Source organism: Lentzea sp. HUAS12, assembly GCF_024125735.1.
GTDB classification, from domain to species: Bacteria; Actinomycetota; Actinomycetes; order Mycobacteriales; family Pseudonocardiaceae; genus Lentzea; species Lentzea albida.
This window is the reverse complement of sequence record NZ_CP099738.1, coordinates 2,474,635-2,488,587: the sequence shown is the minus strand read 5'-3', so window position 1 is coordinate 2,488,587 and position 13,953 is coordinate 2,474,635. Positions and strand designations below refer to the sequence as shown.

Below are 13,953 nucleotides of genomic sequence, written 5' to 3'. Positions count from 1 at the left end.
GCGAAGAATGCGGCCCGAGGTGATCCCATGATCGAACGTGTCAGGGTGGGCGCGCTCGCGCCGGTGATGGTCGCGCTGGTGTTCCTGGTCGCGCTCAACCTCCGTCCGGCGCTGACCTCCGTGGGGCCCTTGCTGCCGCGGATCGGGGGAGAGACCGGGCTGTCCGAGGGCGCGCAGGGCCTGCTCGGGGCGTTGCCGCTGCTGGCGTTCGCGGTGATCTCCCCGCTGGTGCAGCACCCGGCGCGGCGGTTCGGTGTGGAGCGCACCCTGCTGGCCGCCCTGGTCGTGCTCGCGGTGGGCACGGCGCTGCGCTCGGTCCTCGGCGACGCCGGGCTGTGGATCGGCACCGCCGTCGCGGGCTCGGCCATCGCGGTCGGCAACGTGCTGGTGCCGACGATCGTCAAGCGGGACTACCGCGACCACGTGTCCATGGCGACCGGCGTCTACTCGGCCTGCATCACCGTGGGCGCCTCGATCGCCTCCGCCGTCGCGGTCCCGCTGTCGCACGCCGTCGGCTGGCGCGGTGCGCTGGCGTTCTGGGCGATCCCCGCGCTCGTCGTCACCGTGCTGTGGCTGCCGCGCGCCTGGACCGGCAGGCCGGTCGTCGAGTCCACATCGGACGAGAGCCGGCCGTCCGCGAGCGTGTGGCGCCAGTCGGCGGCGTGGCTCGTGACGGCGTTCATGGGACTGCAGTCGACGACGTTCTACGTCATGGTCACCTGGCTTCCCACCGTGGAGATGTCGTCGGGCGTGCCGGCCGCACAGGCCGGTGTCCACCTCTTCGTCTACCAGATCGTCGGTGTCGCCTCAGGCCTCGCGATCCCGCGGCTCGTGCGCGCGGACAGCCAGGTCGCCGCGGCCGTCACCGCCAGCGTCCCGATGGTCGTCGGCGTGGCCGGGCTGCTGCTCCTGCCGTCGTGGAGCATCGTGTGGGCGGTGGTCGCGGGGCTCGGCACCGGCGCGTCGCTGGTCGTGGCGCTCACGTTGATCAGCCTGCGCGGCCGGGGCCAGCAGGGGACCACGCAGCTGTCCGGCATGGCCCAGTCGCTCGGGTACCTGCTCGCCGCGCTGGGGCCGGTCCTCGCGGGCCTGCTCGCCGAGCACACCGGGTCGTGGACGGCGTCCCTGACCCTGGTCGGCGTGCTCGCGGTCGTGCAGGTCGTCGTGGCCGTGGCCGCCGGTCGCGTCAGCCCCCGCCCGGCGGCGGTTCGCGGTAAGTTCCCAGCCGGGCGGTGATCGGCTCGGCACGTTGGAGGCACTGCGTCCGTGACTACCACTGGTGAGGGTCTCTGGTCGACGGTCACGGACCTGCCGATCGAGCGGAGCACCGTCGTGTCCGCGCTGCGCGGCCACGTCCAGTCGGCGTTGCGGGTCCTGAGCGAGGACCACCGCTACGACGTGCTGCTGGTGGTGACCGAGCTCGTGTCGAACGTCCTCGACCACACGACGGGCGACGGCCGGTTGCGCGTGCTCCTGAGCCGGGTCGGGTGCCAGGTCGCGGTGGAGGTCGACGACTGCTCGGCACAGCAGCCCGTGTACGGGGAGTCGAGGCTCGGCGGCCACCGGGGCAGGGGCATGGTGATGATCGACAACATCACCCACGCCTGGGGCGCGCGGCCTCGTGCCGGGGGCGGCAAGACGGTGTACGCGCTGGTCTGGTGCGCTGACTAGCGGTTGTGGCTTTCGTTGCGGGGCAATAACGTGGGCGCGTGCTCCGGACCGGTCATCGGCTCGCGTCGGCGCTTCGCACGGTGCGCAGAGGGGAGAGCGGGCAATGGGCCAGCAGTCCGACGGGGCGATCAGCACGCTGACGGCGCACACGGTCGACCGCGACGGGATCACGGTCGTGGTCGTCGCCGGCGAAATAGACATGGCGACCGAGGACTCGCCCCTGGACCAGGCGCTCGACGCCGTCCGGCGCCGGCCCGCCGGTCTCGTCATCGACCTGGGCGCGGTGAGCTTCTTCGGTTCCTCGGGCATCAACATGGTGCTGAACGTGTGGCGGCACGCGGTGTCCGAGAGCGTCCCGCTCGCCGTCGTCGCGGGCCGGACGGTGTCGCGCCCGCTGGACATGTCCGGCGCGGCCGCCGTGCTGTCGCTGCACCCGAACCTGGCCGAGGCGCTCGCCGCGGTCCGGACCGTGCCGCCGCAACGGCGGCGCTGATGCGGTCAGAACCCCTTGGCGGGGTCGAGGACGCCGCGCGGGTCCAATGAGGACTTGATGCGCGCGTGGGCGTCCAGCACGTCGTCGCCCGCCTCCCGCACGGGTCAGTCGCGCTCGAGCAGGCCCACGCCGTGCTTACCGGTCACCGTCCCTCCGAGTTCCGTGGCGAGGGCGAACGAGCGGATCTCCACCCTCGCGCGTTCGACGCCCCGGAAGGCCTCGGCCACGCACTCGCTCGCGGTCCGGGAGCGGGTGCGCGCGTGCAAGGCGGCCGTGGTCAGCTACCGGGGCTGATCCCCGCCACCGCCACCGCGAACAGCCGCTCCGCCGCCTTCTGCGGCTCGCTGTGGTGCTCGGTGACCATCGCGATGCCGACGATCAGGCCGACCAGTTCGGCCACCGTGGCCTCCGGTGCGACGGCGCCCTCCTCGACCGCCTTGCGCAGCAACGGTTCCGCGGCCTCCTCGATCGCCGACGCGCACGAGTTCGGGCCCGTCGGGTCGCCGTCGTAGGCCAGGGCGGTGGCGAGCCCCTTGGCGCCCACGCAGTACGTCACGAGATCGGCGAGCCAGGCGAGCAGCGCTTCCCTGCCGTCCGGCGCCCCGGTGAGCTCGCGCGCCCTCTCGCACAGCACCTCGATCCGGTGCCACAGCACGGCTTGCAGCAACTCCTGGCGGGTGGGGAAGTGGCGGCGCACGGTCGCCGAGCCGACACCGGCGACGCGGGCGATCTGCTCCAGTGACGCGTTCGCGCCGTGCGCGGCGACCTCCTGCTCGGCCACGGCGAGGATGCGCGCGTGGTTGCGCCGCGCGTCGGAGCGCTGGCGATCGGTCATGGTCACCTCGTGGTTGATAAATGGCGGGGCCCGCCATATCGTAGCGGAACACGAAAACGGCGGCCCCCGCCGTTTTGCTGTTCGTCATGGAGGAGAGTCATGTCCGTGCTCGTCACCGGAGCCACCGGCAAGCAGGGAGGCGCGGCCGTCCGCGCCCTGACGGCGGCAGGAGTGCCCGTGCGCGCGCTGGTCCGCGACCCGGAGTCGGACCGCGCCAGGGCGCTGGGCGTCGAGCTCGTCACCGGCGACCTGCACGACCGGGAGTCCCTGGTGCGCGCCACGAAGGGCGCGACCGCGGTCTTCTCGGTCCAGATCCCCGAGTTCACCGAGGACGGCATCGACTTCCCCGGTGAACTCGCCCAGGCCACCAACCTGATCGAGGCCGCCTCGGAGCAGGGGGTGCGGCAGTTCGTGCAGACCACGGTCGACGGCGCCGGCCCGCACGTCGTGGACGAGCTCTACCCGGTGCGCGCCGAGTCGCTGAACACCAAGGCCGCGATCCAGGACCGGGTCCGCGAGGCCGGTTTCGAGCGGTGGACGCTGCTCAAGCCCGGCTTCTTCATGGAGAACTTCCTGCCGGACTTCGCCTACCTGTTCCCGCGCGGCGTGGAGGGCGGCATCGTGAGCATGGTCAAGCCGGACACCCGGCTGTCCCTGGTGGCCACGCGCGACATCGGCGCGGCGGTGGCGGCCGCGGTCGCCGACCCGGACCGGTGGCACGGCGTCGAACTGGAGCTGACCAGCGAGCACCTGTCGATGAGGGAGATCGCGGAGGTGCTCTCCGACGCGCTGGGCGTGGAGCTGACCGCGCCGGACATGACGTTGGAGCAGGCCCGTGCCGCCGGGATGCCGGAGATGGGCGCCGGGCACGACCGGATGAACGAGAGCGGCATGGTGGGGCGTCCCGAGTACGCGAGGGAACTGGGCTTGGAGCTCACGAGCTTCGCCGACTGGGCGCGCGAGCACCTGGGCTGATCAGCGTTCCCAGGGCGGAACCCAGTCCGGGTCGGCACCCAGCGCCTCCAGGCGCGCGGCGCACTCGTGCTGACCGCCCTGGCGCGCGCCCCAGAGCGCGAGGTCGAGGTCGTCGCGGGTCGCTGTCGCGAGGAGGGGGTCGAGTCGGTCTGAGAGGCCGAGCGTCGCGGCGTCCACCAGCGCGACCGCCGCGCCGCGCTCGACCAGCCGGTGAGCGGCACGCCACTGCGCGAACGCCCGTGCGTCGGCCAGGGGAGTGCCACCACCGATCACCGCTCCGTCGGCGTTGATGTCCGCACCGGCGTCCAGGAGGGCGTCGAGCACTTCGACGTCATCGGCGCTGGCGGCCCAATGGAGCGGCGTCTCGCGGTGCGAACCCTCGAACCGTGCGTTGACGTCGGCGCCTGCGGCCACCAGCACCTCCACGGTCTGCGGGCCGTTCGGGCACCGGGCGGGCCAGTCCGTCAGCACGTGCAACAGGGTCCGCCCGTTCCCGCCGTCGTCGACGATCCGCGCGGTCGCCAGGCCGGGTTCGCCGGCGAGCAGGCGCCGCAACGCGACCAGGTCCCCGGTCCGGACAGCCGCCACCGCGGCCACCGCCAGCGGGCCGTCGTGCCTCATGCCCCGGTCCAGCGCACGACGTCCGCGAAGCTCACGTTCCCGCCGCACACCACGATCCCCAGCCGAGCACCGGGCCCGACCCGCTCGAGCACGGAGCCCGCCGCCGCCACGAGACACCCGGCGGCGGGCTCCGCCCACACCTTCTGCGTCTCGGCCAGCGCCACCGAGCCCTGCACCGCGTCGGCGTCGGACACGACCAGGACGTCCTCGACCAGCGAGACGACGTGGTCGTAGGTCAGCTGCGAGGCGTGCGGTGCCGACAGGGTCGAGACGATCGAGGTAGGCGCGATGTCGACCGGCCCGCCCGCGTTGAGTGCCTGCCGCATCGCGTCGGCACCCTCGACCTCGACACCCCACACGCGCACGCCCGGCACGAGCGCGCGGAACGCCGTCGCCACACCCGAGATGAACCCACCACCGCCGACGCTCACCAGCACGTCGGTCACGTCCGGTGCGTCGGTCGCGAACTCCAGGCCCACCGTGCCCTGCCCCGCGACCACGACCGGGTCGTCGTAGGGGTGCACGAGGGTGGCGCCCGCCGCGACCAGGTCGTTCATCAGCGCGAACGCCGCCGCGAGGCTGTCGGTGAGCCGCACGTCGGCACCGGCCGCACGGGCCAGCTCGACCGACCGGGCCGGTGCCGACGAGGGCATCACGACGGTGGCGGCCACCCCGAGGGCGTTCGCGGCGTCGGCCAGCGCGATGCCGTGGTTGCCGCCGCTGACCCCGACCACCCCCGCCGCCCGCGCGTCGGCCGGCAGCGACAGGATCTTCGCGAACGCGCCGCGGATCTTGAAGGAACCGCTGCGCTGCAGCAGTTCGAGCTTCACCGTCGTCGGGACGCCGAGCAGGGCGGACAGGCCGGGGGAGGCGAGTGTCGGGGTGCGCAGCACCCGGCCCTCGATCGCCTCGGCCGCGGCGTGGACGTCGTGGATGGTCAGCAGGTCGGCCATGGCGCCACTCTAGGGTTCGGCGGCCGCGTGCCTCGTTGCCAGCTCTGACTGCCCGCAACCGGCCCCGCGCAGCAACTCTAGGCCCGGCCCACCCCGAACCGCGTGATCTCCAGCCGAGCCACGTCCCGCACGTACCGGCTCGCCCGCCCGTCGCGCGGCGTGACCAGGGTCGGCCTGGTCAGCAGCCTGCCGTTGTACCGGGTGGCGAGCAGCGCCGAGCAAGCGCCGAACTCCGGGTCGACCTCCGCCCACGACAGCAGCACGCGGTAGCCGTCGGCGGACGAGGCGACGACCACGAAGCTGAGCTCGTCCATCTTGCTGCCCTCGGACGTGCGCAACCCGACTCTGCCGAGGACGTCGTGCAGCGGCACGCCCTGCACCTGGTGGACCTCGCGGACGCGGGTCGTCCGGTACTGGACGTTTACCGGGTCGCGGGCGTGCGCGTCGAGGTGGGACGTGCGGAAGACCCACTCGTGGTTGATGTCTCCGGTGACCAGGACCTGGTCCTCGGACAGCGGTGTGCGCGGCGTCGGGATGCCGGCGAACGAGGACGTCACGCACCTCAGGGTACTGGCGCATCTGCGGAAGAAAAGGGGCACTTTTGCTCCGTATTGGCGGCATCTAGGATCGATGCATGCCGAATCTGCGGATCAGGTCCAGAATCGTGACCGGCGTGCTCGGGCTCGCGCTGGTGCTCGCGGGGTGCGGGCAGCAGGCCGCGAGCACGTCGTCCGGGTCGCAGGCGGTGACCGGCAACGTCACGGTGTTCGCGGCGGCCTCGCTGACGGAGACCTTCACGCGGCTCGGCGAGGACTTCGAGGCCGCGCACCCCGGCACGAAGGTCAAGTTCAACTTCGGCGGCAGTTCGGCGCTCGCCCAGCAGCTCGACCAGGGGGCGCCCGCCGACGTGTTCGCGAGCGCCGCGCCTGCCAACATGAAGCAGGTGACCGACACCGGGACGATCACCGACGCGCCGAGGACGTTCGCGAAGAACACGCTGCAGATCGCCGTGCCCAAGGGGAACCCGGGCCGGATCGCGGGGCTCGCGGACTTCGCTGACGCGGACAGGAAGATCGCGCTGTGCGCCGAGCAGGTGCCGTGCGGGGCGGCGTCCAAGAAGGTGTTCGAGGCCGCGAAGATCACGGCCGCGCCGGACACGCTGGAGCAGGACGTCAAGGCCGTGCTGACGAAGGTCTCGCTCGGCGAGGTCGACGGCGCGCTGGTGTACAAGACCGACGTGAAGGCCGCGGGCGACAAGGTCGAGGGCATCACGTTCGCCGAGTCGTCCCAGGCGGTCAACGACTACCCGATCGCCTCGCTCGCGCAGGCGCCGAACGCGGCCGCGGCCAAGGCGTTCGTCGACTTCGTGTTGTCCGACAAGGGCCGTTCCGCGCTGAGCGCGGCGGGCTTCGACACCCCGTGACGCGCAACCGGGTGCGAGGGCGGCTCCCCGCCGTCCTCGTCCTGCCCGCCGTGGCTGGCCTTGCGTTCCTGCTGGTCCCGCTCGCCGGGCTGGTGATCAGGACGCCGTGGACGTCGTTGCCCACGTTGCTCGGCGCCGAGGTCGGTGAGGCGCTGCGGTTGTCGCTGATCTGCGCCTCGCTCGCCACGGTGCTGTGCCTGTTCCTCGGCATCCCGCTGGCCTGGCTGCTGGCGCGCTCCGGTCTGCCGGGACGCGGGTTCCTGCGGGCCCTCGTCACCGTGCCGCTCGTGCTGCCGCCGGTCGTCGGCGGTGTCGCCCTGCTGCTGGTCCTCGGCCGGCGCGGCCTGATCGGGCAGCACCTCGACGCGTGGTTCGGCATCTCGCTGCCGTTCACCACCGCCGGGGTCGTCGTCGCGGAGGCGTTCGTGGCGATGCCGTTCCTGGTGATCTCGGTGGAGGGCGCGCTGCGGGCGGCCGACCCGCGCTACGAGGAGGCCGCGGCCACGCTGGGTGCCTCGAAGTGGCTCACGTTCCGGCGCGTGACGCTGCCGTCGGTGCTGCCGGGGGTCGTGGCGGGCGCGGTGCTGTGCTGGGCGCGGGCGCTGGGGGAGTTCGGCGCCACGATCACGTTCGCCGGCAACTTCCCCGGTGAGACCACGACCATGCCGCTCGCGGTGTACCTCGCCCTGGAGACGGATCCGGACGCCGCGATCGTGCTGAGCATCGTGCTGCTGCTGGTGTCCGTCGGAGTGCTGGCCGGTCTGCGCGACCGGTGGATCAGCGGGCCGACGTGACCCTGAACGCGGAACTGCGCGTCACGCGCGGCACCTTCTCCCTCGACCTGGACATGACGATCGCGCCCGGCGAGGTCGTCGCCCTGCTCGGCCCGAACGGCGCGGGCAAGTCCACCGCGTTGCGGGCCCTCGCGGGCTTGCTGCCACTGACGTCCGGGCACATCACCGTCGGCGAGTCCACCTGGGACGGTGCGGACGCGTTCCTGCCCGCCGAGAAGCGGCCGATCGGCGTGGTGTTCCAGGACTACCTGCTCTTCGCGCACATGTCCGCCCTGGAGAACGTCGCTTTTGGACTCAGGTCGCGCGGCACGCGCAAGGCCGAGGCACGGGCCGAGGCGGCGCGCTGGCTCGAACGCGTCGGGCTCGACGGCTACGAGCAGGCGAAACCCCGTGCCCTGTCAGGAGGGCAGGCCCAGCGGGTCGCTCTGGCACGGGCGTTGGCCACCGGCCCGAGCCTGCTGCTGCTCGACGAACCGCTGGCCGCGCTGGACGCGAGCACCCGCCTGCAGGTCCGTTCCGAACTGGGCCGTCACCTCGCCGACTTCGGCGGCCACACGCTGCTGGTCACGCACGACCCGTTGGACGCCATGGTGCTCGCAGACCGCCTCGTCATCCTGGAGGGCGGCCGTGCCGTGCAGTCTGGCCCGCCCGCCGAGGTCGCCCGGCAGCCGCGCACCGACTACGTGGCCAACCTCGTCGGCCTGAACTTCTTCCGCGGCAAGGCCTCCGGCACGCGGGTGGACCTGGACGGCGGTGGCGGCCTCACGATCGCCGCACCCGCCGGCGGTCCGGTGCACGTCGTGTTCCCGCCCAACGCCGTGAGCCTGCACTCGGAGAAGCCGGAAGGCAGCCCGCGCAACGTCTGGCCGGTCGCGGTCGCCGCGATCGAGCAGCACGCGCACACGACCCGCGTCCGCCTGGACGGGCCACCGGGTGTGCTCGCGGACATCACCACGGCCACCCTCGCCGAGTTGCGCCTGAGGCCCGGCGACGAGCTGTGGGCGGCGGTGAAGGCGACCGAGGTCCACGTCTACCCGGCCTGACGCCGTTCCACATCGCGGGAGCCCTTGCCGCTGCTCACCTCCTGCTCGGACCATTGCCGCCACCACGGAGTGGACGGAGGGGCGGAATGAGCGCGGAGGACGGTGTCGGCCGTGAGCGCAAGCTCGCGCTGAACGAGGACTGGGCGGCGACGACAGCCGGGTTGGTGCTGCTCGCCCTGGTGCTGGCGAAGATCCTGCCCGGCTGGCTGGTGCCCTGATGGCGGAAGTCGAGACGCGGCAACGTTCCGAGGTGTGGTGGGCGCTCGGCGGAGTCGCGGTCGTCGTGGTGCTGGGCGCGCTGACCCGGTACCTGGAGCAGAACGTGCCGGTGTTCACCAAGGGCACCTGGCTCGGGGACATCGCGAAGAGCATCGAGTACCCGGTCTACGCGATCGCGCTGGGGTTGCTGGGCAACGCGGTGCTGACCGGGCTCGGGTTCCGCGACAAGCTCGCCGCGGGCTTCCGCACCGAGTTCTTCATCAAGACGGGCCTGGTGCTGCTCGGCGCGTCGATCAACTTCGCGGTCATCGTCAAGGCCGCCGGGCCGGCCATCGCCCAGGCGTTCCTGCTCATCACGCTGGTGTTCGGCTTCACGTGGTGGCTCGGCGGCAAGCTCGGCATCGACGCGAAGCTGCGGGCGCTGCTGGCGTCCGCGGTGTCGATCTGCGGCGTGAGCGCGGCCATCGCGGCGGCCGGCGCGGTGCAGGCCCGCCGCGAACAGCTCGCGTACACCGCGAGCCTGGTGATCATCTTCGCGCTGCCCTCGATCTTCCTGCTGCCGCTGGCCGTGGACGCGCTCGGCCTGTCCGCACCGGTGGCGGGCGCGTGGATCGGCGGCAACATCGACACCACCGCCGCCGTGAGCGCGGCCGGCGCGCTCGTCGGCGAGGAGGCGCTGCAGATCGCGACGATCGTGAAGACGACCCAGAACGCGCTGCTCGGGATCGTCGCCGTCGCGTTGACGGCGTACTTCGCGTTCAAGGTCGAGCGCACGGGCGAGGCGAAGGTCAGCGGCAAGGCGTTGTGGGAGCGGTTCCCCAAGTTCGTGCTCGGCTTCCTGCTGGCGTCGGTCGTGGCGACGATCTTCCTGGAGTCCGGTGGCGACAAGACCGTGATCACGACCGTGAACGACCTGCGCACGCTGTTCCTGATCCTGGCGTTCGTCTCGATCGGCCTGGAGTTCCGGGTCGCGCCGCTGCGCGAGGCCGGGTGGAAGCCGATCGGGGTGTTCGCCAGCGCCGCGGTCTTCAACTTGCTGGTCGGTCTGGGGCTCGCGAGCATTCTCTTCGCGAACTTCAACGGCTGAACCGGCGCCCCTCACCGCGCGCCGGGCGGGAGAGGGCACCGGATGACGGACACAGCACCACACGGATGGGTGCCGGTCGAGCACAGATTCCTGGGGCTCGACCGGCGCACGTTCGCGCCCGCCCTGAGCGTGCTGGCCGTCGCGCTCCTGCTCCTGTACGGGCTGCCCGCTCTCAACGCGCTCATCCCGTGGCACAACGAGATCCGCGCCGGTGACGTGCTGGACCTCGGCGACGGCGCCACGGCCGTGCCGCCGGTGGGCTGGCAGCTCGAGTCCGGCGCCCTGACCGGCGGCTCGGTCTCGCCGGCGAGCGTCCAGGTCGAGCTGACGACGGGCGGCGCGGCCATCTCGCTGCGCGGCACCGCGTTCACCGGATCGGCCGACGCGTTCCTCGACCAGGTGCTGCGCTCCGAGGGCGGCGCGCCGGGGATCGACGGCTCGCGCGGCACCGTCACGACCGCGAGCGGCCTGGTCGGCGTCGCACTGGCCAGCACGTCGCCGCAGGGCGACGGCCTGGACGTCGCGTTCAAGATGGCCAGAACGGCGGCGGAGGCGAACGCGGCACCGGCGCTGCTGGTCAGGGTCCGCGCGGCCCCGAGCCAGTTCGAACGGCAGCAGGACACCGTGGGGACCTTCCTGCGCAGCATCACGCCGGGGGTGGCCCGATGACGACGACCACCGAGGCGAGGACCGCGCAGCTCGCGGCGATCGAGGAGTCGGGCTGGGGGCGGTCCTTCCAGTTCGTCCAGCCGCGCAACCTGGCGTTCTGGGTCTACCTGCTCGGCGTGGGCGGTGGCGCGCTGGGGATCGTGCGCTACTTCGGCCCGGGCGCGCACTTCTACAGTCCGGCCCTGACCGGCGGTGTGCTGCTGTTCGGGCTCTACCTGGTCCCGTGGCTGCTCCTGCTGCGCCACCAGAACCGCTACACCGCCCAGCCCGCGTCGTTGCTGGCCGCGGCGTTCTTCTGGGGTGGCCTCGCGGCGACGTTCTGGATCGCGTTGCCCGCCAACACCGCGCTGCTGGAGATCTGGACCAAGCTCGGCGGCACGGCCTTCGCCGCGGACTGGGCGGCCGGTCTGACCGCGCCGATCAACGAGGAGTTCGCCAAGGCGCTCGGCCTCGTCCTGCTGATCGGGCTCGCGTCACGGCTCGTGCGCGGCGCCTACGACGGGTTCATCATCGGCGCGTTCACCGGTCTGGGCTTCCAGGTCTTCGAGGACGTGCTCTACGTACACAACGGCGCCGCGCAGACCTTCGGCACGGGCCAGATCGTCACGTCGCTGCAGATCTTCCTCGTCCGCGGCGTGGCCGGCATCGTGTCGCACGCGCTGTTCAGCGCCATCTTCTGCGCCGGCCTGATGTGGGTTCTCGGTCGCACGCCGGGGGAGCGCAACGTGCCGCGCGGCGTCCTGACCATGCTGGCCGCGATGGTGTTCCACTTCGCCTGGGACGACATGGCGGGCCTGAGCGGCGGCATCGGCGCGCTGGCGGTCGTGCTCCCGTTCCTGATCGCGCTGGTCGAGCTCGTCACCCTCTTCTACGTCCTGCGGCACGCCGCCCGGCAGGAGCGCGTCTGGATCCGGCAGCTGCTGCGGCCCGAGGCGGACGCCGGTGTGATCGATCCCGCACTGCTGGACGCCGTGAGCGGACTGCGCAAGGACCGCAAGGCGTTCCGCAAGCTCGTGCACAGTCGCCGCAGGTCACGGCATCTCCTCGACGCGGCGGCGGATCTTGCCCGCGAACTGGCCCGCGCGCAAGGGCTGGAGACGAACGAGGTCGCCCACGCCCGCGCCGAGCTGCTCCGGCTGCGCGGGGTCGTTCGCTAGGGCGTCGCGAAGGCTTACGGTGGAAGCGTGACGACCACGGCGGAAGTTGCGAGTCAGGCGGACGAACGGATCCGGCGGCTGGAGTCCCAGCTGGTCCGCGAGTACGACGACGTGCCACCGAGTCTCGTGCACGAGTGGATCGAACGGGCCAGGGCCCGCTTCGGCGGCGCGAGGGTGCAGGAGTTCGTGCCGCTGTTCGTGGCCCGCGAGGTGCGGGCGTCGGCGAGGGCCTTCCCGGTCACCGAGACGACGGGTTCGACCCTGTCGAGCTGGGCCCGCAACACCGCACGCCGCCTGCTCGCCGCGGAGCTGCCACGCCGTTGGGCGCACACGGCAGGAGTGGCCCGCCGGGCCGAACACGTGGCCCGAGTCCTGCCCGAGGACGAACGCGAGCTGCTCGTCGCGGCGGCGTGGGTGCACGACATCGGTTACGCGGCGGAGTTGAAGGACACCGGCCTGCACTCCCTCGACGGCGCGCGGTACCTGCGCCGGGCGGGCGTCTCGGGCCGCATCTGCGGCCTGGTCGCGCACCACTCGGGCGCGTCGGCCGTCGCCGGGCTCGTCGGGCTGGCCGACGGCCTCCGCGAGTTCGCCGACCAGCGCGGCCGGTTGCGCGACGCCCTCTGGTACTGCGACATGAGCACCGGTCCTGACGGCCAGCCGACGACGGTGCAGGGCAGGCTGGCCGAGATCCGGCAGCGCCGAGGTCCCGAAGACCCGGTCGTGCGCGCGCTCGCGATCAACGGCGCCGAACGCCTGGCCGCCGTCCGGCGCACCCACAGGCTCCTCCGCCGCACGTGACGGACGCGGTACAGCGGTTACTTGAAAGTTGAACTATCTTGGTGGCATGAAGAAGATCGGTTTTCTGTCGTTCGGGCACTGGACGGACAGCCCGCACTCGCAGACGAGGTCGGCGGCCGACACGTTGCTGCAGTCGATCGACCTCGCCGTGGCCGCGGAGGAGCTGGGTGCCGACGGCGCCTACTTCCGCGTGCACCACTTCGCGCGGCAGCTCGCGTCGCCGTTCCCGCTGCTCGCCGCGATCGGCGCGAAGACCGACCGCATCGAGATCGGCACGGGCGTGATCGACATGCGCTACGAGAACCCGATGTACATGGTCGAGGACGCCGGCGCCGCGGACCTCATCGCGGGCGGCAGGCTTCAGCTCGGCATCTCCAGGGGATCACCCGAGCAGGTCGTCGACGGCTGGCGGCACTTCGGCTACCAGCCCGCCGAGGGCCAGACCGACGCCGACATGGCCCGCATGCACACGGAGCTGTTCCTCAAGGTGCTGGAGGGCAAGGGCTTCGCCGAGCCCGCACCCCGCCCGATGTTCCCGAACCCGCCGGGCCTGCTGCGCATCGAGCCGCACGCACCGGGCCTGCGCGACCGCATCTGGTGGGGCGCCGCCTCCAACGGCACCGCCGCGTGGGCGGCCCAGCACGGCATGAACCTGATGAGCTCGACCCTGAAGTTCGACGAGGGCGGCGCCCCGTTCCACGTGCAGCAGGCCGACCAGATCAGGGCGTTCCGCAAGGCCTGGACCGAGGCGGGCTGGGAGCACGAGCCGCGCGTGTCGGTCTCGCGCAGCATCTTCGCCCTCACCACCGACCTCGACCGCGCGTACTTCGGCGGCGACGGCAAGAGCACCGACCAGATCGGCTTCATCGACGGCCCGAAGCAGGCCATCTTCGGCCGCTCGTACGCGGCCGAGCCGGACGTGCTGGTCGAGCAGCTGGCGGAGGACGAGGCGATCGCGGAGGCGGACACGGTGCTGCTGACCGTGCCGAACCAGCTCGGCGTGGACTTCAACGTGCACGTGCTGGAGAACATCCTCACGCACGTGGCGCCGGGCCTCGGCTGGCGCTGACCTCACATTGGTCCGCTCGATAGGTTCAGTGTTGACCAAAATCAATCGAGTGGTGGTCAGGTCGTGGGCTGGGGACTCCGAGTCCGACAGGACTCGGAGTCCCCAGGTGCTTCCCACCCGTCTGGACCGCGAGGCGATGCGGT

General features: G+C 72.1%; 18 protein-coding genes. 13 read left to right on the top strand and 5 right to left on the bottom strand.

All coding sequences use genetic code 11. The features are described from left to right. Positions 1 to 27: 27 nt before the first annotated feature. From ND450_RS10970 to ND450_RS10960, 3 genes are all read left to right on the top strand, one after another. On the top strand, positions 28 to 1,236 hold the full coding sequence (locus ND450_RS10970; protein WP_253326029.1) for an MFS transporter: 1,209 nt from the start codon (positions 28 to 30) through the stop codon (positions 1,234 to 1,236). Between the two features lie 30 nt (positions 1,237 to 1,266). Next, positions 1,267 to 1,671, top strand: a complete 405-nt coding sequence (locus tag ND450_RS10965; protein ID WP_253326028.1) for an ATP-binding protein — start codon at positions 1,267 to 1,269, stop codon at positions 1,669 to 1,671. Positions 1,672 to 1,774: 103 nt separating this feature from the next. Further along, complete coding sequence (locus ND450_RS10960) at positions 1,775 to 2,164, top strand: STAS domain-containing protein (protein ID WP_253326027.1); 390 nt, start codon at positions 1,775 to 1,777, stop codon at positions 2,162 to 2,164. 104 nt (positions 2,165 to 2,268) lie between these two features. On the opposite strand, the gene ND450_RS10955 is transcribed toward ND450_RS10960, so the two are convergent. Together ND450_RS10955 and ND450_RS10950 are read right to left on the bottom strand one after the other, a co-directional pair. Next, the gene (locus ND450_RS10955) at positions 2,269 to 2,430 is read right to left on the bottom strand and encodes a hypothetical protein (protein WP_253326026.1); all 162 of its coding nucleotides are present in this window, start codon (positions 2,428 to 2,430) and stop codon (positions 2,269 to 2,271) included. 11 nt (positions 2,431 to 2,441) lie between these two features. Then, on the bottom strand, positions 2,442 to 2,999 hold the full coding sequence (locus ND450_RS10950; RefSeq protein ID WP_253326025.1) for a TetR/AcrR family transcriptional regulator: 558 nt from the start codon (positions 2,997 to 2,999) through the stop codon (positions 2,442 to 2,444). Between the two features lie 99 nt (positions 3,000 to 3,098). On the opposite strand from ND450_RS10950, the gene ND450_RS10945 reads away from it, so the two are divergent. Further along, a complete protein-coding gene (locus tag ND450_RS10945; protein WP_253326024.1) occupies positions 3,099 to 3,974 on the top strand; it encodes an NmrA/HSCARG family protein in 876 nt (291 codons plus the stop codon). Here ND450_RS10945 and ND450_RS10940 read toward each other — a convergent pair whose 3' ends face one another. The 3 genes from ND450_RS10940 to ND450_RS10930 all read right to left on the bottom strand — a co-directional run bounded on the left by ND450_RS10940 (position 3,975) and on the right by ND450_RS10930 (position 6,105). Continuing rightward, positions 3,975 to 4,595 (bottom strand): ankyrin repeat domain-containing protein, encoded by a 621-nt coding sequence (locus ND450_RS10940; protein WP_253326023.1) that lies wholly within the window; start codon positions 4,593 to 4,595, stop codon positions 3,975 to 3,977. Next, positions 4,592 to 5,548, bottom strand: a complete 957-nt coding sequence (locus ND450_RS10935; RefSeq protein WP_253326022.1) for a threonine/serine dehydratase — start codon at positions 5,546 to 5,548, stop codon at positions 4,592 to 4,594. Before ND450_RS10935 ends, ND450_RS10940 begins: the two co-directional genes overlap by 4 nt. 77 nt (positions 5,549 to 5,625) lie before the next feature. Beyond that, positions 5,626 to 6,105, bottom strand: a complete 480-nt coding sequence (locus ND450_RS10930) for a molybdopterin-binding protein (RefSeq protein ID WP_253326021.1) — start codon at positions 6,103 to 6,105, stop codon at positions 5,626 to 5,628. Between the two features lie 77 nt (positions 6,106 to 6,182). Here ND450_RS10930 and modA point away from each other — a divergent pair, with 77 nt between their 5' ends. From modA to ND450_RS10890, 9 genes are all read left to right on the top strand, one after another. Next, complete coding sequence (modA, locus tag ND450_RS10925) at positions 6,183 to 6,971, top strand: molybdate ABC transporter substrate-binding protein (protein WP_253326020.1); 789 nt, start codon at positions 6,183 to 6,185, stop codon at positions 6,969 to 6,971. Continuing rightward, positions 6,968 to 7,765, top strand: a complete 798-nt coding sequence (gene modB, locus ND450_RS10920; protein WP_253326019.1) for a molybdate ABC transporter permease subunit — start codon at positions 6,968 to 6,970, stop codon at positions 7,763 to 7,765. The genes modA and modB overlap by 4 nt, the downstream gene beginning before the upstream one ends. Next, a complete protein-coding gene (locus ND450_RS10915) occupies positions 7,762 to 8,808 on the top strand; it encodes an ABC transporter ATP-binding protein (protein WP_253326018.1) in 1,047 nt (348 codons plus the stop codon). The genes modB and ND450_RS10915 overlap by 4 nt, the downstream gene beginning before the upstream one ends. A gap of 86 nt (positions 8,809 to 8,894) precedes the next feature. Beyond that, the gene (locus tag ND450_RS45705; protein ID WP_256557486.1) at positions 8,895 to 9,026 is read left to right on the top strand and encodes a hypothetical protein; all 132 of its coding nucleotides are present in this window, start codon (positions 8,895 to 8,897) and stop codon (positions 9,024 to 9,026) included. Further along, the gene (locus ND450_RS10910) at positions 9,026 to 10,114 is read left to right on the top strand and encodes a YeiH family protein (protein WP_253326017.1); all 1,089 of its coding nucleotides are present in this window, start codon (positions 9,026 to 9,028) and stop codon (positions 10,112 to 10,114) included. The genes ND450_RS45705 and ND450_RS10910 overlap by 1 nt, the downstream gene beginning before the upstream one ends. Positions 10,115 to 10,156: 42 nt before the next feature. Next, positions 10,157 to 10,783: a hypothetical protein gene (locus ND450_RS10905; protein ID WP_253326016.1), complete on the top strand. Its 627-nt coding sequence runs from the start codon at positions 10,157 to 10,159 to the stop codon at positions 10,781 to 10,783. Then, positions 10,780 to 11,940, top strand: a complete 1,161-nt coding sequence (locus tag ND450_RS10900) for a PrsW family intramembrane metalloprotease (protein ID WP_253326015.1) — start codon at positions 10,780 to 10,782, stop codon at positions 11,938 to 11,940. Before ND450_RS10905 ends, ND450_RS10900 begins: the two co-directional genes overlap by 4 nt. Positions 11,941 to 11,967: 27 nt before the next feature. Continuing rightward, on the top strand, positions 11,968 to 12,741 hold the full coding sequence (locus ND450_RS10895) for an HD domain-containing protein (RefSeq protein ID WP_253326014.1): 774 nt from the start codon (positions 11,968 to 11,970) through the stop codon (positions 12,739 to 12,741). Positions 12,742 to 12,787: 46 nt separating this feature from the next. Then, entirely contained in the window at positions 12,788 to 13,810 is a 1,023-nt protein-coding gene (locus tag ND450_RS10890; RefSeq protein ID WP_089928045.1) for an LLM class flavin-dependent oxidoreductase, read from the top strand. Positions 13,811 to 13,953 lie beyond the last annotated feature (143 nt).